This window comes from Enterobacter sp. J49 (assembly GCF_002148625.1).
Classification (GTDB): domain Bacteria; phylum Pseudomonadota; class Gammaproteobacteria; order Enterobacterales; family Enterobacteriaceae; genus Enterobacter; species Enterobacter ludwigii.
In genome coordinates, this window is sequence record NZ_MWPY01000037.1 from 230,576 (window position 1) to 248,611 (window position 18,036).

General features: G+C 54.8%; 20 protein-coding genes. 13 read left to right on the top strand and 7 right to left on the bottom strand.

Features of this window, described 5'->3' with window-relative positions; genetic code table 11:
* Complete coding sequence (gene hisP, locus BJP35_RS19450) at window positions 1-774, top strand: histidine ABC transporter ATP-binding protein HisP (protein ID WP_020883129.1); 774 nt, start codon at window positions 1-3, stop codon at window positions 772-774.
* A gap of 47 nt (window positions 775-821) precedes the next feature.
* Here hisP and BJP35_RS19455 read toward each other — a convergent pair whose 3' ends face one another.
* The 4 genes from BJP35_RS19455 to yfcG all read right to left on the bottom strand — a co-directional run bounded on the left by BJP35_RS19455 (window position 822) and on the right by yfcG (window position 3,352).
* Window positions 822-1,331 carry a GNAT family N-acetyltransferase gene (locus BJP35_RS19455; RefSeq protein ID WP_086463495.1) on the bottom strand — a complete coding sequence of 170 codons (510 nt, stop codon included), beginning with the start codon at window positions 1,329-1,331 and terminating at the stop codon, window positions 822-824.
* A 41-nt stretch (window positions 1,332-1,372) separates the two neighbouring features.
* The gene (locus tag BJP35_RS19460) at window positions 1,373-2,266 is read right to left on the bottom strand and encodes a TIGR01777 family oxidoreductase (RefSeq protein ID WP_047742988.1); all 894 of its coding nucleotides are present in this window, start codon (window positions 2,264-2,266) and stop codon (window positions 1,373-1,375) included.
* Between the two features lie 13 nt (window positions 2,267-2,279).
* Window positions 2,280-2,648, bottom strand: coding sequence for a dihydroneopterin triphosphate 2'-epimerase (folX, locus tag BJP35_RS19465; protein WP_020883131.1), 369 nt, complete (start codon window positions 2,646-2,648; stop codon window positions 2,280-2,282).
* A gap of 74 nt (window positions 2,649-2,722) precedes the next feature.
* A complete protein-coding gene (gene yfcG, locus BJP35_RS19470) occupies window positions 2,723-3,352 on the bottom strand; it encodes a GSH-dependent disulfide bond oxidoreductase (RefSeq protein ID WP_020883132.1) in 630 nt (209 codons plus the stop codon).
* Window positions 3,353-3,492: 140 nt separating this feature from the next.
* Between yfcG and yfcF the strand changes: the two genes are divergently transcribed.
* From yfcF to yfcD, 3 genes are read left to right on the top strand one after another with little or no spacing between them, the layout of a single operon-like run.
* Complete coding sequence (gene yfcF, locus BJP35_RS19475; RefSeq protein WP_025203578.1) at window positions 3,493-4,137, top strand: glutathione transferase; 645 nt, start codon at window positions 3,493-3,495, stop codon at window positions 4,135-4,137.
* Between the two features lie 54 nt (window positions 4,138-4,191).
* A complete protein-coding gene (gene yfcE / locus BJP35_RS19480; RefSeq protein WP_014171017.1) occupies window positions 4,192-4,743 on the top strand; it encodes a phosphodiesterase in 552 nt (183 codons plus the stop codon).
* A gap of 55 nt (window positions 4,744-4,798) precedes the next feature.
* Window positions 4,799-5,353 carry an NUDIX hydrolase YfcD gene (gene yfcD, locus BJP35_RS19485; protein ID WP_014171016.1) on the top strand — a complete coding sequence of 185 codons (555 nt, stop codon included), beginning with the start codon at window positions 4,799-4,801 and terminating at the stop codon, window positions 5,351-5,353.
* A 3-nt stretch (window positions 5,354-5,356) separates the two neighbouring features.
* Here the strand turns inward: yfcD and BJP35_RS19490 are convergent, their stop codons facing one another.
* Complete coding sequence (locus tag BJP35_RS19490; RefSeq protein ID WP_047742983.1) at window positions 5,357-6,376, bottom strand: LacI family DNA-binding transcriptional regulator; 1,020 nt, start codon at window positions 6,374-6,376, stop codon at window positions 5,357-5,359.
* Window positions 6,377-6,614: 238 nt separating this feature from the next.
* Here BJP35_RS19490 and BJP35_RS19495 point away from each other — a divergent pair, with 238 nt between their 5' ends.
* The 5 genes from BJP35_RS19495 (at window position 6,615) to BJP35_RS19515 (ending at window position 10,596) form a co-directional block, all read left to right on the top strand.
* A complete protein-coding gene (locus BJP35_RS19495) occupies window positions 6,615-7,058 on the top strand; it encodes a PTS sugar transporter subunit IIA (RefSeq protein ID WP_047742981.1) in 444 nt (147 codons plus the stop codon).
* Window positions 7,059-7,137: 79 nt separating this feature from the next.
* Window positions 7,138-7,410: a PTS sugar transporter subunit IIB gene (locus BJP35_RS19500; protein ID WP_014171013.1), complete on the top strand. Its 273-nt coding sequence runs from the start codon at window positions 7,138-7,140 to the stop codon at window positions 7,408-7,410.
* A 21-nt stretch (window positions 7,411-7,431) separates the two neighbouring features.
* Window positions 7,432-8,823 carry a PTS ascorbate transporter subunit IIC gene (locus tag BJP35_RS19505; protein ID WP_020883137.1) on the top strand — a complete coding sequence of 464 codons (1,392 nt, stop codon included), beginning with the start codon at window positions 7,432-7,434 and terminating at the stop codon, window positions 8,821-8,823.
* Window positions 8,820-9,650, top strand: a complete 831-nt coding sequence (locus BJP35_RS19510) for a transketolase (RefSeq protein ID WP_014171011.1) — start codon at window positions 8,820-8,822, stop codon at window positions 9,648-9,650. Before BJP35_RS19505 ends, BJP35_RS19510 begins: the two co-directional genes overlap by 4 nt.
* A complete protein-coding gene (locus BJP35_RS19515) occupies window positions 9,643-10,596 on the top strand; it encodes a transketolase family protein (RefSeq protein ID WP_014171010.1) in 954 nt (317 codons plus the stop codon). The genes BJP35_RS19510 and BJP35_RS19515 overlap by 8 nt, the downstream gene beginning before the upstream one ends.
* Window positions 10,597-10,640: 44 nt before the next feature.
* Here BJP35_RS19515 and pta read toward each other — a convergent pair whose 3' ends face one another.
* On the bottom strand, window positions 10,641-12,782 hold the full coding sequence (gene pta / locus BJP35_RS19520; RefSeq protein ID WP_014171009.1) for a phosphate acetyltransferase: 2,142 nt from the start codon (window positions 12,780-12,782) through the stop codon (window positions 10,641-10,643).
* A 76-nt stretch (window positions 12,783-12,858) separates the two neighbouring features.
* Window positions 12,859-14,061: an acetate kinase gene (ackA, locus tag BJP35_RS19525; protein ID WP_086463497.1), complete on the bottom strand. Its 1,203-nt coding sequence runs from the start codon at window positions 14,059-14,061 to the stop codon at window positions 12,859-12,861.
* 337 nt (window positions 14,062-14,398) lie between these two features.
* Between ackA and yfbV the strand changes: the two genes are divergently transcribed.
* The 4 genes from yfbV (at window position 14,399) to BJP35_RS19545 (ending at window position 18,020) form a co-directional block, all read left to right on the top strand.
* The gene (gene yfbV, locus BJP35_RS19530) at window positions 14,399-14,854 is read left to right on the top strand and encodes a terminus macrodomain insulation protein YfbV (protein WP_025203582.1); all 456 of its coding nucleotides are present in this window, start codon (window positions 14,399-14,401) and stop codon (window positions 14,852-14,854) included.
* Between the two features lie 92 nt (window positions 14,855-14,946).
* Window positions 14,947-15,441: a YfbU family protein gene (locus BJP35_RS19535; protein ID WP_020883140.1), complete on the top strand. Its 495-nt coding sequence runs from the start codon at window positions 14,947-14,949 to the stop codon at window positions 15,439-15,441.
* Between the two features lie 11 nt (window positions 15,442-15,452).
* Window positions 15,453-16,112 (top strand): sugar phosphatase, encoded by a 660-nt coding sequence (locus BJP35_RS19540; RefSeq protein WP_047742977.1) that lies wholly within the window; start codon window positions 15,453-15,455, stop codon window positions 16,110-16,112.
* A gap of 75 nt (window positions 16,113-16,187) precedes the next feature.
* Window positions 16,188-18,020 (top strand): SLC13 family permease, encoded by a 1,833-nt coding sequence (locus BJP35_RS19545; RefSeq protein WP_047742976.1) that lies wholly within the window; start codon window positions 16,188-16,190, stop codon window positions 18,018-18,020.
* Window positions 18,021-18,036 lie beyond the last annotated feature (16 nt).

The window sequence follows — 18,036 nt, forward strand, 5'->3', positions numbered from 1 at the left end:
ATGGCTGAGAACAAATTAAACGTTATTGATCTGCACAAACGCTACGGCGAACATGAAGTGCTGAAAGGGGTGTCGCTGCAGGCAAACGCGGGCGATGTCATCAGTATTATCGGCTCATCCGGCTCCGGTAAAAGTACTTTCCTGCGCTGCATTAACTTCCTCGAAAAACCGAGCGAAGGCTCAATTGTGGTGAGCGGGCAGAACATCAATCTGGTGCGTGACAAAGACGGCCAGCTGAAGGTGGCGGATAAAAATCAGCTACGTCTGTTGCGTACGCGCCTGACGATGGTTTTCCAGCACTTTAATCTCTGGAGCCATATGACGGTACTGGAGAACGTAATGGAAGCGCCAATCCAGGTGCTGGGTCTCAGCAAACAGGACGCCCGCGACCGTGCGGTGAAATACCTGGCGAAAGTGGGTATTGATGAGCGCCAGCAGATGAAGTATCCGGTACATCTGTCCGGCGGGCAGCAGCAACGTGTATCCATTGCCCGCGCGCTGGCGATGGAGCCGGAAGTCTTACTGTTCGACGAACCGACCTCCGCGCTGGACCCGGAACTCGTTGGCGAAGTGCTGCGCATCATGCAGAAGCTGGCCGAAGAGGGCAAAACGATGGTGGTGGTGACGCACGAGATGGGCTTTGCCCGGAACGTCTCTAACCACGTCATCTTCCTGCATCAGGGTAAAATCGAAGAGCAGGGGCATCCTGATGAGGTGTTAGCGAACCCGCAAAGCCCGCGTTTGCAGCAGTTCCTGAAGGGGTCTTTGAAGTAGGTTTTGCCTTTCCCCTCTCCCTGTGGGAGAGGGCCGGAGTGTGGGCATCAGACCGCACCACACTCCAGTCGATACACCCAGTCGTTATACCGCACACCGTTAATCTCATACGCTTTTTCCAGCACCTGCGTGCGCACAAAACCCGCTTTCTCCAGTACCCGGACTGACCCGCCGTTGTCTGCCAGCACATATGCGTTAATCGCCTTTACACCCGTCTGGTTAAATGCGTAGTCACACACCGCGCGCAGTGCCTCACTGGCGATGCCCTGGCCCTGCGCGGCAGGCACGACCGTATAGCCGATATCCGCCTCTTCACGATTTTCAGCGCTGATTTGCAGGCCGATATCGCCCAGCGGGGTCTCTTCATCGCGTAAGCGGATAACGAACACATGCGCTGCCGTCAGACGTGCGGCAAACAGGCGTCGGGTCTCTTTTTCCGGGGCGATAGCGGCCATATACTGCATGATGGCGCGATCCTCGCGCAGGGCACGGAAAAAAGGCCAGTCAGTGGGTTCGAAGGGCGTGAGGTGGAGCCGGGGAGTGGTAATGGTTGCCATAGATATGCCATTTGGTCGGAACATGGCATATCACTGTAACATTATCTCACCACATCCCCCAGCGCCTCTTCTAAGTCATACCAGCGGAACGCAAACCCGGCCGCTTCCAGCCGTTTTGGCAGGGCCCGTTGCCCGCCTAACACCAGCACGGACGCTTCACCCATCATCAGGCGGATCACCGTAGCAGGCACGCGCAAAATCGCCGGGCGATGCAGGGCATGTCCGAGAGCATGGGCAAACTGTTCGTTTCGCACCGGGTAGGGCGCAACCATATTAAACGGCCCGCGCAGATCGTTATCCAGCAGCCAGAGAATACCGTTGACCATATCGTCGATATGGATCCACGCCAGATACTGACGGCCATTGCCGATTGGCCCGCCAAGACCGAGCCTGAAAGGGGGGAGCATCTTCGCCAGAATGCCGCCTTTCGAGGCAAGGACCACACCGGTGCGTAGCAGGCAGACGCGGGTATGATCGCTTTGCGCAGCACAGGCGATACGCTCCCACTGGGCGCAAAGTTTATGGGTGAACTCGTTGTGGGGCGGCTCTTCTTCCGTTACCACCACCTCGCCGAGATCGCCGTAATACCCTACGGCAGAACCCGAAATGAGAACCGACGGCGGGGTATGACTGTTGCGGATAAGCTCAACCAGCTTCTCGGTAAGGGTCCACCGGCTGCTGCACAGGAGCTGTTTTTGCTCTTCCGTCCAGCGCTTATCGGCGATCGGTTCGCCTGCCAGGTTGATGACGGCGTCAAATCCGTCCAGATTCTGCTGCTCGGCCAGATTTCTCCAGATGTCGATACCTGCGCCCAGCACCTGGCGCGCTTTCTCTGGACTGCGCGTCACCACGGTGATGTCGTGATGCAACGCCTGCAGACGCGCAATGAGATGGCGACCAATCAGGCCGGTACCGCCGGTCAGCAAAATCTTCATACAACCTCCAGGGTTACGCCTGGCGTTGCCAGCTTAACGTCATCGAGACGGAATCGGCGTAACGCAGGGCGTGAAGTTTATCGATCTCTACTTCAGCATAAGTGACCCAGTGATGATCGCGTGCGATGTCGAGCACATCCTGAGTTAATTTTTCCAGTAAAGAGAAGCGGTTGTTTTCCACGTACTGGATGATTTTTTTGGTTATCGTGCGGTAGTTCAGCGCATCATTAATATCTTCGCTGGCCCGCGCTTTCTCAGCCGGGTAGTGGATAACCACATTAATCACGATATCCTGACGGTTGGCGATCTCTTCCTCTTTGATACCGATGAAGGTGCGTAGGCGTAAATTTTTTATACGAATAATAGCGTCATGCTGTGACATTGCAGGTCTTCTCCGTGTCAGAATTTCCTTCACATAATACATGAGAGCCTCTCCGGCACACACCAGCCACCGGCTTAAATTTGCTGGATTTTTTGCATGGCGCGTTCGGTGGCCGGACGCGTGCGGATTCGTTCAAACCAGTTGTTCACCGCCGGGTAAGACGCCAGGTCAATGCGGTGCTTTTCATGGGTATTCACCCAGGGCCAGCAGGCAATGTCGGCGATGCTGTAATGATCCCCGCCGAGCCACGGTGCTTTCTCCAGCCGACGGTTCAGAACGCCGTATAACCGCTGGGTTTCCACCTGATAGCGTTCGATAGCATAAGGAATCGGCTGCGGTGCGTAGGCGGTAAAATGGTGGTTTTGTCCGAGCATCGGCCCCAGACCGCTCGTCTGCCAGAAAAGCCACTGCAGCGTGTGGTGACGCTCGCGCAGCTCTCCGCTCAGCAATTTGCCTGTCTTCTCTGCCAGATAGAGCAATATTTCTCCGGATTCAAACAGGCTCAACGGCTTGCCCCCATCGGCAGGATGGTTATCAATAATGGCCGGGATTTTATTGTTTGGCGAAATAGCCAGAAAGAGAGGACTGAACTGATCGCCTTTGCTGATATCCACGCGAATGATCCTGTAATCCAGTTCGGCTTCCTCAAGAAAGAGGGTGATCTTATGGCCGTTCGGGGTAGGGGCATAATAAAGGTCGATCATTCTCAACTCCTGTCAGTGAAAATAGTGACGCCATGAAAAATGAGTATAGGTGGTTGTTGTAAATCGTGAGTTTTCATCAAGTGACAGCGAGGCAAAGAGATTATATGTTGAATGAAAACCAATCAGCCGATGAGGATGTTATGAACCAGCCCGTAATCACGTTATGGTCCGATGCAGATTTCTTTTCTCCCTATGTTCTGAGCGCGTATGTGGCGCTGGCCGAAAAAGGACTGTCATTTACGCTAAAGACGGTGGATCTGGACGGCGGTGAACATCTGAAACCACAGTGGCAGGGCTACGCCCTGACCCGTCGCGTGCCGGTGCTGGACATTGATGGCTTCGCGCTGAGTGAATCGTCGGCGATCGATGAGTATCTGGAAGAGCGGTTCGCACCACCTGAGTGGGAGCGCATCTACCCTCACGATCTGCAAAAACGTGCCCGCGCACGTCAGATCCAGGCGTGGCTGCGCAGCGATCTGGTGCCGATTCGCGTGGAACGCTCCACGGATGTGGTGTTTGCCGGGGTGAAAAAACCGGCGCTGAGTAAAGACGGTGCGGCCAGTGCCCAAAAACTGATCGATACCGCGTCTTCTCTGCTGGCTCATGGTAATCCGAATTTATTCGGCGAGTGGTGTATTGCCGATACCGATCTGGCGCTGATGCTGAACCGTCTGATCCTCAATGGAGATGAGGTGCCTCAGCTGCTGGTGGATTATGCCGCGTTTCAGTGGCAACGCGCCTCAGTGCAGCGCTATGTGGCACTCTCCGCTAAGCGGGCGGGCTGATATAGCCTGACGCTTCAGGTATGATAGGGCAGTCTGATTTCCAGGGAGTGACTGATGAAACTGATGTTTGCGTCTGATATCCATGGTTCGCTGCCCGCGACCGAGCGTGTTCTTTCTCTGTTTGCTCAAAGCGGGGCGCAATGGCTGGTGATTCTGGGGGATGTGTTAAATCATGGTCCACGCAATGCGCTTCCGGAAGGCTATGCACCGGCGCAGGTAGCGGAAAAACTCAACCAGTATGCTTCGCGCATTATCGCCGTTCGCGGTAACTGCGACAGTGAAGTGGACCAGATGTTGCTGGATTTTCCCATCACTGCCCCCTGGCAACAGGTGCTGATGGAAAATAGCCGTCTGTTCCTGACCCATGGTCATCTTTTTAGCCCGGAAAATCTCCCGGCACTGGCGGCTGGCGATGTCCTGGTTTACGGTCATACTCATATTCCGGTGGCAGAAAAACGCGGCGAGATGTATCACTTTAACCCCGGTTCGGTCAGCATACCGAAAGGTGGAAATCCAGCAAGCTATGGCATGCTCGATGAGAATACGTTAAGCGTAATCGCACTTAATGATCAGCAAGTTATTGCGCAAATAGCGATTAATCCGTAAGTTACACCTCAACTGCAAACGCGCCGAAAGAGCGCTTAGACGAGAAGGTTTCCCGATGGTGGAGCAGAGTCATTTGGCAAGTACAGAGTGGGTTGACATTGTCAACGAAGAGAATGAAGTGATCGCGCAGGCCAGCCGCGAACAAATGCGCGCGGAGCGTCTGCGTCACCGTGCGACATACATCGTTGTGCATGACGGGATGGGCAAAATTCTGGTTCAGCGCCGCACGGACACCAAAGATTTTCTCCCTGGTATGCTGGATGCAACTGCAGGCGGCGTTGTTCAGGCGGATGAAGTTCTGCTGGACTCCGCTCGTCGTGAAGCGGAAGAAGAGTTAGGGATTGCCGGCGTGCCGTTTGCCGAGCATGGTCAGTTCTATTTCGAGGACGAGCATTGCCGCGTCTGGGGCGGGCTGTTTAGCTGCGTTTCCCATGGCCCGTTCGCCCTGCAGGAAGAAGAAGTGAGCGAAGTGAACTGGATGACGCCGGAAGAAATTACCGCGCGTTGCGACGAGTTCACCCCGGATTCGTTAAAAGCGCTGGCGCTGTGGATGACCCGCAACGCTAAAAACGAATCCACGAAAGCGGAAAAAGAGGAAGAGGCGGAGTAAGCCTCAACAGCTCTCCCGCAGACACAGGCTGGACGCGATAGGTTTATGATCGCGCCAGTCTCCATCATTCAGACGTTCCAGTAACGCGCGTCCCGCTTCAATCCCAATCTTACGATGTGGCACAGCCATGGTCGTCAGCGGTGGCTGACAGACCCGGCTGACGTCGCTATCGCCAAAACCCACCACGGCCAGATCGTCCGGTACTTTTATACGCCGACGCTGGCATTCATAAAGTGCCCCGCAGGCCAGTTCATCCGACACGCACACCAGTGCATCCAGCTCCGGCCACGCCAGCAGGAACTCCGGCAGTTGCGCCGCACCCGTGGAAAAACTCGGTGGCATGGCGGCGTTAATCACCCGGTTTGGTGACATATGGTGGCGAAGCATCGCTTTGTACCAGCCCTGTAAATGCTGCTGGAAAATCCACTGCTCCTGGTTAGCGCACAGCAGGCCAATATTCTGGTAGCCACGCTTAATAACCATCTCCGTCAGTTCGTACATCGCCGCGACGTTATCAATCCCGATATTCATATCGATAGGATCGGCGCGCATGGCCCCCATCTCCATAACCGGAATGGACGCGTTTTTCAGCCAGTGGCGGACAGTATCGGAGTGTTCAACGCTGAGCAAAATCGCAGCGGCAATGTTCGAGGCCAGCAGCGTCTCCAGCAATTTTTCTTCCTGCTCGAGTCGATGCTGTGATTCGGCCAGCATGATCTGGTATCCGGCAGGCTGCAGCACCTGCTGAAGCCCGGCGAACATCTCCGAGCAACCGGATTCGGAGAGATTAGGAACGACCATCGCAATCGTCCATGACGATGCCGAGGCCAGCGCGCTGGCAGCGAGATTAGGCATGTAACCCAATTCCTGTACAGCGGCATCTATTTTTTCTCGCAGTTTATCGGAAACCTGTTCAGGCGTGCGGAGTGCACGGGACACGGTCATCGTGCCCACCCCGGCAAGCTGTGCGACATCGGCGAGTGTCACTTTACCGGTACTGCGCCGTTTTCGGGTTAGAGACATACACCTTCCTGCTGACCAGACGCGTTTTTATTATCATCCTTCGTTTCACGTGAAACGCAGTATACGCCTTAAATCCCTTTTTTTGCTGTGAATTCACACCATGATTACAATTTGATAGCGCTATCACACTTCTGAATGTTAGCGATTGGTAGCGCTATCTTTGTGATCCCGATCGCAGTCAATAAGGGATGTGTTGAATAAAGTTTGCTCATCTTTTGCATTGTGGCGGGACGGAGAAATGCTGAAAAAGTGGATATATGATACAACCATCACGCTGCAGAAGAGCGTGGAAAGCTGGCCGCAGGCGCTGGAAATATGCGCGAAACCGTTGCTGGATCTGCAGGTGATTGGCCCGGAATACGTGACGGCCATCATTGAGCAGCATCATGCATTAGGACCTTATTATGTGCTGGCACCAGGGCTGGCCATGCCGCATGCGCGGCCGGAAGAGGGGGCCAAAGGATTAGGCCTCTCATTATTAAAACTGAAAAAGGGAGTCTCTTTTGGTGCCGGCGAGTTCGATCCCGTGGATGTTATTATTATGCTCGCGGCGCCGGATAAACACAGTCACATCGACATGATCTCTGCCCTCGCTGAATTATTTTCCAGCGACGACGATATGGCTGAATTGCATCAGGCGAATACCCTGGAGGATATTAAAACGATTATTGACCGCTTCTGATTTAATTCTCTCATCCGATTTATCACAACATTACGTTTAGCGTGATGGGGCGTGCTCTACTCAAAAAAAGGGGACAACAATGAAAATTATGGCTATTTGCGGTTCAGGCCTGGGCAGTAGTTTTATGGTCGAAATGAATATTAAAAAGGTGCTCAAGAAGCTGGCCATTGACGCCGACGTTGAACACTCGGATCTCTCCTCGGCAACGCCGGGTGCCGCCGATCTTTTCGTGATGGCGAAGGACATTGCCGCCAGTGCCAGCGTGCCGGAAAGCCAGCTGGTGGTGATCAACAACATCATTGATATCAACGAACTCGAAGCGCAGCTCCGCGCCTGGTTCGACAGACAATAATCCTGATAAGGCGAGGTGGATATGTTTATCCTTGAAACGCTGAATTTCGTTGTTGATATATTAAAAGTCCCGTCGGTGCTGGTGGGCTTAATAGCCTTAATTGGCCTGGTCGCTCAAAAGAAATCTTTTTCTGATGTGGTGAAAGGGACTATTAAAACCATACTCGGTTTTATTGTACTTGGCGGCGGGGCCACGGTGCTGGTTGGGTCATTAAATCCGTTAGGCGGAATGTTTGAACACGCCTTTAATATTCAGGGCATTATTCCCAATAACGAGGCAATTGTTTCCATTGCGCTGGAGAAATACGGTGCCTCTACCGCGCTGATTATGGCATTCGGTATGGTGGCAAATATCATTGTCGCCCGCTTTACGCGTCTGAAGTATATCTTCCTGACCGGGCATCACACCTTTTACATGGCATGCATGATTGGGGTCATCCTCACCGTGGCGGGCTTTGAGGGCGTTGGTCTGGTCTTTACCGGGTCGCTGATCCTCGGTCTGGTAATGGCCTTCTTCCCGGCGCTGGCGCAGCGTTACATGAAGCGCATTACCGGCAACGATGACATTGCTTTTGGTCACTTCGGTACCCTGGGCTATGTTCTCTCCGGCTGGATTGGCAGCAAGTTCGGCAAAGGCTCTCGCTCAACTGAAGAGATGAACCTGCCGAAGAACCTGAGCTTCCTGCGCGACAGCTCTATCTCCATCTCGCTGACCATGATGATCATCTACCTGATCATGGCGGTGAGCGCCGGGCGTGACTACGTTGAGGCGACCTTTAGCGGCGGTCAGAACTACCTGGTCTATGCCATCATCATGGCCATCACGTTCGCCGCGGGGGTGTTCATCATCCTGCAGGGTGTGCGCCTGATTCTGGCGGAAATCGTCCCGGCCTTTACCGGCTTTTCTGAAAAACTGGTGCCGAATGCACGTCCGGCTCTGGACTGCCCGGTTGTCTATCCGTATGCGCCAAATGCGGTGCTGATTGGCTTCCTGTTCAGCTTCCTTGGCGGGCTGGTGGGTCTGTTTATCTGTGGGCAGTTCAGCTGGGTGCTGATTCTGCCTGGTGTGGTGCCGCACTTCTTCACCGGCGCTACCGCGGGCGTGTTTGGTAACGCCACCGGGGGGCGTCGTGGAGCGATGATTGGTGCGTTTGCCAACGGCCTGCTGATCACCTTCCTGCCGGTTCTGCTGCTGCCGGTGCTGGGGGCAATTGGATTTGCCAATACCACGTTCTCGGACGCTGACTTTGGCGCTGTCGGGATTGTGCTGGGTAACCTGGCGCGCTTCCTGTCGCCGCTTGCCATCACCGGCCTTGTTGTGGCGTTGTTCGCACTGCTGGTGGCGTACAACGTGTTCGCTAAAAACAAATCTGCGGGCGATAACGCGCAGGAAAACACCGGAGCCAAATCATGAATGAGAATGAGATAACCCATCTGGCGCGTCAGATCCGCCTTGAAACGCTGAAAATGCTGACCCAGCTGGGCTTTGGTCACTACGGCGGCAGTATGTCGGTTGTTGAAACCCTGGCCGTGTTGTACGGCGCAGTGATGAAAATTGACCCGGCCGACCCGGACTGGCCAGAGCGTGACTACTTTGTCTTGTCAAAAGGACATGCTGGTCCCGCGCTGTACAGTACCCTGGCGATCAAAGGCTACTTCCCGATGGAAGAGCTGAGCACGCTGAACCAGAACGGTACGCGTCTGCCGAGCCATCCGGATCGGCTAAAAACGCGCGGGGTGGATGCCACCACCGGCTCGCTGGGGCAGGGGATTTCCATCGCCGGTGGAATGGCGCTGTCGCATAAGCTGGCGGGACGCCCCAACCGGGTTTTCTGTATCGTCGGCGACGGCGAGCTGAACGAAGGGCAGTGCTGGGAAGCGTTCCAGTTTATTGCACACCATCGCCTGAATAACCTGACGGTATTCGTTGACTGGAACAAACAGCAGCTTGATGGCGAACTCGACGACATTATCTGTGCGTTCGATCTGGAAGGAAAATTCCGTGCCTTCGGGTTTGACGTGGTGACGGTGAAAGGAGATGACATTCCGGCACTGCTGGAGGTGACATCGCTGGTTCCGGCGGCGGATGCTCGCCCGCTGGTGGTGATCCTCGACAGTATCAAAGGGCAGGGCGTGCCGTATCTGGAGCAACTGAGTAACTCGCACCATCTGCGATTAACCGCCGAGAGCAAGGCGGCCCTCAACGAGACGATTCGCCAACTGGAGGCTTCACATGATTAAGGTTGCACCTGCAGGTCAGAAAGACGCCGTTGAGATGCGTAAAGTCTACGCGGGGTTTGTGGCACAGCAGATTGAAGCCGGGAGCGACATTATCGCCCTCGAGGCGGATCTGATGAGCTCAATGGCGATGGATGGCGTGGCACGTGATTATCCGCAGCATGTGATTAACTGCGGCATCATGGAAGCTAACGTTATGGGGACGGCGGCGGGGCTGTCGCTGACCGGACGCAAGCCGTTCGTGCATACCTTTACCGCCTTCGCCAGCCGTCGCTGTTTCGACCAGCTGTTTATGTCCCTGGACTACCAGCGTAACAATGTGAAGGTCATTGCTTCAGATGCCGGCGTGACGGCCTGTCATAACGGCGGCACGCATATGTCGTTTGAAGATATGGGCATCGTGCGGGGGCTTGCCCATTCGGTGGTGCTGGAGGTAACGGATGCGGTGATGTTTGAAGATGTACTGCGCCAGCTTATTGACCTCGAAGGTTTCTACTGGGTGCGTACCATCCGTAAGCAGGCCCCGAGCGTGTATGCGCCGGGTTCGACATTTACGCTTGGCAAGGGCAACGTACTGCGCGAAGGCAGTGATATCACCCTGATTGCCAACGGCATTATGGTGGCGGAAGCGCTTGAAGCGGCGCGTCAGCTCGAACAGGAGGGCGTCAGCGCCGCGGTGATCGACATGTTTACCCTTAAGCCGATTGACCGGATGCTGGTGAAAAACTACGCCGAGAAAACCGGACGTGTCGTGACCTGCGAAAACCACAGCATTCATAACGGGCTGGGATCGGCAGTGGCGGAAGTGCTGGTGGAAACCTGTCCGGTGCCGATGCGTCGGGTGGGCGTGAAGGAGCGTTACGGCCAGGTGGGGACACAGGACTTCCTGCAGAAGGAGTATGGCCTGACGGCACACGACATTGTGTCGGCGGCGAGGGAGTTGTTGTAAATAAAAAAGGCGACCCTCGGGTCGCCTTTTTAGTCAGTAACGTATTACTGCTGTTGTGAAGACTGGATCGCGGTCAGAGCGATGGTGTAGACGATATCGTCAACCAGCGCGCCACGGGACAGGTCGTTCACAGGTTTGCGCATACCCTGCAGCATTGGCCCGATGGAGATCAGGTCTGCAGAACGCTGTACCGCTTTGTAGGTGGTGTTACCGGTGTTCAGATCCGGGAAGATGAACACGGTAGCGCGACCCGCAACCGGTGAGTTCGGTGCTTTGGATTTCGCAACGTCAGCCATAACCGCGGCATCATACTGCAGTGGACCGTCGATCATCAGGTCAGGACGTTTTTCCTGCGCCAGACGCGTCGCTTCACGGACTTTCTCTACATCGCTACCTGCACCAGAAGTACCGGTGGAGTAGGAGAGCATTGCCACGCGAGGTTCAATACCGAAGGCAATCGCGGAATCGGCAGACTGAATAGCAATCTCAGCCAGCTGCTCTGCAGTTGGATCCGGGTTGATCGCACAGTCACCGTAAACGTAAACCTGTTCAGGCAGCAGCATGAAGAACACGGAAGACACCAGAGAACTGCCTGGCGCCGTTTTGATCAGCTGCAGCGGTGGACGGATGGTGTTCGCCGTGGTGTGAACCGCACCGGAAACCAGACCGTCAACTTCGTCCTGCTCCAGCATCAGCGTGCCCAGCACAACGTTGTCTTCAAGCTGCTCACGCGCAACGGCTTCGGTCATGCCCTTGCTCTTACGCAGTTCAACCAGACGTGCAACGTAGCTTTCGCGAACCACTTCCGGGTCGACGATTTCAATACCTGCACCCAGCTCAACGCCCTGAGAGGCAGCAACGCGGTTAATTTCATCCGGGTTACCCAGCAGCACACAGGTCGCGATGCCGCGCTCTGCACAGATGGCAGCCGCTTTAACGGTACGTGGTTCGTCGCCTTCTGGCAGAACAACACGTTTGCCCGCTTTACGCGCCAGCTCGGTCAGCTGGTAACGGAAGGCCGGAGGAGACAGACGACGGCTGCGCTCGGAGGTCGCCGTCAGGGATTCAATCCAGTCTGCGTTGATGTAGCCCGCAACGTATTCCTGCACTTTCTCGATACGCTCATGGTCATCAACCGGCACTTCCAGGTTGAAGCTCTGCAGGCTCAGAGAGGTCTGCCAGGTGTTGGTGTTCACCATAAAGACTGGCAGGCCAGTGGCGAACGCACGCTCGCACAGCTTGCTTACGCGTGGATCCATCTCGTAAGCACCGGTCAGCAGAATGGCGCCGATTTCCACACCGTTCATCGCGGCCAGGCACGCAGCAACCAGCACGTCAGGACGGTCAGCGGAGGTCACGAGCAGAGAGCCTGCGCGGAAGTGTTCCAGCATGTGCGGAATGCTACGCGCACAGAAGGTCACAGACTTCACGCGGCGGGTATTGATGTCGCCTTCGTTAATCACGGTAGCGTTCAGGTGACGCGCCATGTCGATTGCACGGGTAGCAATCAGGTCGAAGCTCCATGGCACCACGCCCAGTACTGGCAGCGGGCTGGAATCCTGCAGAGTCGCCGGATCAACTTTAACCACTTTCGCTTTAGAAGAGTCATCGAAGATTTCGGACAGGTCAGGACGGGTACGACCTTGCTCATCAACCGGTGCATTCAGTTTGTTAACGATAACGCCGGTGATGTTGGTATTTTTCGCGCCGCCAAAGCTGCTGCGGGTCAGTTCGATACGCTCTTTCAGCTGTTCCTGGTTATCGGTACCCTGGGACATGACGAACACGATTTCCGCATTCAGCGTTTTCGCGATTTCGAAGTTCAGAGACTGAGCGAACTGGTGTTTGCGGGTCGGGACCAGGCCTTCAACCAGCACCACTTCCGCATCTTGCGTGTTAGCGTGGTAGTTGGCGATGATCTCTTCCATCAGCACGTCTTTCTGGTTGCTGGACAGCAGAGATTCAACGTGGCTCATCTTCAGCGGTTCAGCCGCTGGCAGATTGGAGTTCTTACGCACGATGGTGGTGGTCTGGTCTGGCGCATCGCCACCGGCACGAGGCTGGGCGATAGGCTTAAAGACGCTCAGACGAACGCCTTTGCGTTCCATAGCACGGATAACGCCAAGGCTGACGCTGGTCAGACCGACGCTGGTTCCGGTAGGGATCAGCATAATAGTACGGGACACGGTTTATCCTCTTTCGTTACCGCCGACAGGGGGCGGGCTACAAAACAGCACCGCCAGCATTGCTGGCGGTGTGGAATCAGGCAGTCAGGCGGTGCGCGTCTTGCGCGATGACCAGCTCTTCGTTAGTTGGGATAACGATAGCCGGACGGGTGCCTTCTTTGTTGATGAAGCCAGACTTGCCGAAGCGGGCAGCCAGGTTACGCTCGTGGTCAACTTCGAAGCCCAGAACACCCAGTTTACCCAGGGACAGTTCACGAACCATTGCCGCGTTCTCACCGATACCACCGGTGAAGATAACCGCGTCCAGACGACCGTCCATCAGCGCAGTGTAAGAGCCGATGTACTTCGCCAGACGGTGGCAGTAAACGTCCATTGCACGTTTAGCGTCTGCTTTTTCTGCGTAGTTGTCTTCAACATAACGGCAGTCGCTGGTGACTTCGGTCAGACCCAGCAGGCCAGACTCTTTGGTCAGCATTTTGTTGATCTGATCAATGCTCATGCCCAGGGTGTCGTGCAGGTGGAAGATGATCGCCGGGTCGATGTCACCGGAACGGGTACCCATCACCAGACCTTCCAGCGGGGTCAGACCCATGGATGTATCAACACATTTACCGTTGCGGATAGCAGAAACAGAACCACCGTTGCCCAGGTGGCAGGTGATGATGTTAACTTCTTCAACCGGCTTGTTCAGCACTTTAGCGGCTTCCTGAGTCACATAGAAGTGGCTGGTGCCGTGCGCGCCGTAGCGACGAACGCCGTGCTCTTTGTAGAGGCTGTACGGCAGGGCATAGAGGTAAGATTCTTCCGGCATGGTCTGGTGGAACGCAGTGTCGAACACAGCCACGTTTTTGTCTTTCAGCTGCGGGAAGGATTTCAGCGCTTCAGCGATACCGATCAGGTGAGCTGGGTTGTGCAGCGGTGCGAAAGAGGCAGAGTCTTTAATGCCCTGGATAACCGTTTCGTCGATAACGACGGAACGGGTGTATTTTTCGCCGCCGTGGACGATACGGTGACCAATCGCAGTCAGCTGAGCAGACAGTTCTGGTTTTTGTGCCAGAATAGTGTTAACGATAAAGTTCAGCGCTTCACTGTGAGCGGCGCCTGCACCTAAAGCCGCTTCCTGTTTGCTGCCGTCCATCTTCCACTTGATACGTGCTTCAGGCAGATGGAAACATTCGGCCAAACCAGAGAGGTATTCGTCACCGTTGAGCGCATCGATGATGGCGAATTTCAGTGAGGAGCTACCGCAGTTCAGAACCAGTACTAACTTACTCGACATGGAAGTACCTATTATTGATACGTGGCTAAAAAAACGTCAGGGAGTCTAAAAGCGTAACGCATAATGACTCAGACATTTATGATTAACATCATGCCAAACGAACATTGTGGCATGATGGAAGAAATACATATGATTTTATGCCATTTTGAACATTTTTCAGCCAATGGCATAATATGCGATAATTTGACGAGTTAATGGTTCTCGTCTAAGGGCCTATCAGGCTGGCACAGAATACCCGATACGGGGTGCTGATGACAAAATATTTTGAACGTTGTCATAGCCTGTTGTGGTTTTGCACGAAAATTTTAATTTTTATATGTGAAGTTGAGGTACAGCCATGTCGACACCAGTGAACCCGTCCGTGAATTTTTTCAGTCTGTTTCGTCGGGGACAGCATTACGCAAAGACGTGGCCAATGGAAAAGCGCCTTGCGCCCATGTTTATTGAGAACCGCACGATCCGCGCCACGCGCTATGCGATTCGCTTTATGCCACCTGTCGCCATCTTTACGCTCTGCTGGCAAATCGCGCTGGGTGGGCAGCTTGGCCCGGCCGTTGCGACGGCACTTTTCGCGTTAAGTCTGCCGATGCAGGGTCTGTGGTGGTTAGGTAAACGTTCTATCACGCCACTCCCGCCTTCTATTTTACACTGGTTTTATGAAGTTCGCGGGAAACTGGAGGAAGCCGGGCAGGCGCTTGCCCCGGTCGAAGGCAAGCCCGATTACCAGGCGCTGGCTGACACGCTCAAGCGCGCTTTTAAGCAACTCGACAAAACATTCCTCGATGACTTGTGATTGATCATCGAAACGACGAATAAAAGAAGGCACAGTAACTCACCGTTACCGTGTCTTTTTTTTACAGTGCAATGCGCTACAGGAGTCGAAAGATGGAAATGACCCATGCTCAACGTCTGATTTTGTCCAACCAGTACAAAATGATGACTATGCTTGATCCCGATAACGCTGAGCGCTACAGCCGCCTGCAGACAATCGTCGAACGTGGCTTTGGTTTGCAGATGCGTGAACTGGACCGCGAGTTTGGTGAGATGAAAGAAGAAACCTGCCGCACCGTGATCGACATTATGGAGATGTATCACGCCCTGCATGTTTCCTGGACCAATCTCAAAGATCAGCAGTCCATTGACGAACGTCGCGTCACCTTCCTGGGCTTTGATGCCGCAACGGAAGCGCGTTATCTGAGCTATGTGCGTTTTATGGTGAACACGGAAGGGCGCTATACCCATTTTGACGCGGGCACACACGGCTTCAATGCGCAGACCCCAATGTGGGAAAAATATCAGCGCATGCTGAGCGTCTGGCACGCCTGCCCGCGCCAGTACCATTTAAGTAACAATGAGATTCAACAAATTATTAATGCCTGACGGAGGTGCTTGTGCAGTGTAGAGGTTTTCTGTTTGATTTGGACGGTACGCTGGTGGATTCGCTGCCGGTTGTGGAGCGTTCATGGTGCCATTGGGCGGACAGACATGGCATTGACCATCAGGAAGTACTGAATTTTATCCATGGCAAACAGGCCATAACCTCATTGCGGCACTTCTTAGCAGGACGTTCTGAGGAAGAGATTCAGGCGGAGTTCAGCTATCTTGAGCACATTGAAGCCACCGACACGGATGGCATCACAGCGCTGCCGGGGGCGCGTGCACTGCTTGAACATCTGAACGAAGCACAAATCCCGTGGGCGATCGTCACCTCCGGCTCGGTGCCCGTTGCCCATGCCCGCCACAAGGCCGCAGGGTTACCGACGCCCGAAGTGTTTATCACGGCAGAGCGCGTGAAGCGCGGCAAGCCTGAACCGGATGCCTTTTTGCTCGGTGCCGAACTGCTTGGCCTGGCACCAGCCGATTGTGTGGTGGTGGAGGATGCGGCAGCAGGCGTCCTGGCGGGGTTGAACGCCGGAAGCCACGTCATCGCCGTTAACGTTCCGGCGGGTTCGCCCCGCCTGAACGAGGCGGATCTGGTGCTTAACACGCTGACGGCCATCAACGTTGCGAAGGCACCGGACGGAGTTGTAACCGTCTCGCTTAAAATGTAATCCCATGATATAGCCCCACATTGTTGGGGCTTTTTTATGGCAAAATTTTGTCTCCTCCACTGACAAGGATATGTTGTGAACGGTGAACTGATTTGGGTCCTGAGCCTGCTTTTAATCGCCATCCTTCTCTTTGCTTCAGGCAAGGTGCGCATGGATGCCATCGCCTTGTTTGTCATCGTTGCCTTTGTGCTGAGCGGTACGCTCACGCTGCCGGAGGCTTTCTCCGGATTTAGTGATCCCAACGTTATCCTGATTGCCGCCCTGTTTATTATTGGCGACGGACTGGTGCGCACCGGCGTGGCGACCATTATGGGGTCATGGCTGGTCAAGGTGGCCGGCAACAGCGAAACCAAAATGTTGATCTACCTGATGCTGACGGTTGCCGGGCTGGGGGCGTTTATGAGCTCCACGGGCGTCGTCGCCATCTTTATCCCGGTGGTGCTGAGCGTCTCCATGCGGATGCAAACCTCGCCGTCGCGCCTGATGATGCCTCTGAGCTTTGCCGGTCTTATCAGCGGGATGATGACGCTGGTGGCGACCCCACCGAACCTGGTCGTCAACAGTGAGCTAATCCGCGAAGGGTTTGAAGGCTTTAGCTTTTTCAGCGTGACCCCACTTGGACTGGTGATTCTGGTGCTGGGTGTGGTCTACATGCTGTTAACCCGTTTTGCCCTAAAGGGGGAAAAACAGGATAAAAGCAAAGACGGCTGGAAACGACGGACCTTCCGCGATCTGATCAAAGAGTATCGTCTGACCGGGCGAGCGCGCCGTCTGGCTATCCGCCCTGGCTCGCCCCTCATTGGCCAGCGTCTTGACGACCTGAAGCTGCGCGAGCGCTATGGCGCGAACGTGATCGGCGTAGAGCGCTGGCGTCGTTTTCGGCGGGTGATTGTTAACGTCAACGGGGTGTCGGAATTCCGTGCACGCGACGTTTTGCTGATTGATATGTCCACCGCCGATGTCGATTTGCGCGAGTTTTGCAGTGAACAGTTGCTGGAACCCATGGTGCTACGTGGGGAGTATTTCTCAGACCAGGCGCTGGATGTCGGCATGGCCGAAGTGTCGCTGATCCCGGAATCAGAATTACTGGGTAAAACCGTGCGCGAAATCGGCTTCAGGACCCGCTATGGGCTAAACGTGGTGGGCTTAAAGCGTGAAGGCGTGGCGATGGAAGGGGCGGTAGTGGATGAGCCTATCCTGCTCGGTGATATCTTCCTCGTCGTAGGCAACTGGAAACTGATCGGTCAGCTCGGGCAGAAAGGCCGCGACTTTGTGGTACTTAATATGCCGGTTGAAGAGAGCGATGCTTCTCCGGCGCACAGCCAGGCACCGCATGCGATTTTTTGCCTGGTGTTGATGGTCGCACTGATGCTGACTGACGAAATTCCAAACCCTATTGCGGCTATTATCGCCTGTCTTCTGATGGGGAAATTCCGCTGTATTGATGCCGAAAGTGCCTACAAAGCCATTCACTGGCCGAGCATCATTCTGATTGTCGGGATGATGCCCTTTGCCCTGGCGTTACAAAAAACCGGTGGGGTGGATTTGATCGTCAAGGGACTCATGGACGCAGGCGGTGGATACGGGCCTTACATGATGCTGGTCTGCCTGTTTATCATGTGCGCCACGATAGGCCTGTTTATCTCCAATACGGCCACGGCCGTCCTGATGGCACCCATTGCACTGGCGATGGCGAAATCAATGGGGGTTTCGCCGTACCCGTTTGCCATGATCGTCGCTATGGCGGCATCTGCAGCGTTTATGACTCCGGTCTCGTCACCGGTCAATACGCTGGTGCTTGGCCCGGGAAATTACAAATTCAGTGATTTTGTGAAGATAGGCGTGCCCTTCACCGTGCTGGTGATGGTGGTGTGCGTGATACTGATTCCCGTGCTGTTCCCGTTTTAAACCCTGAAGCCGGGTG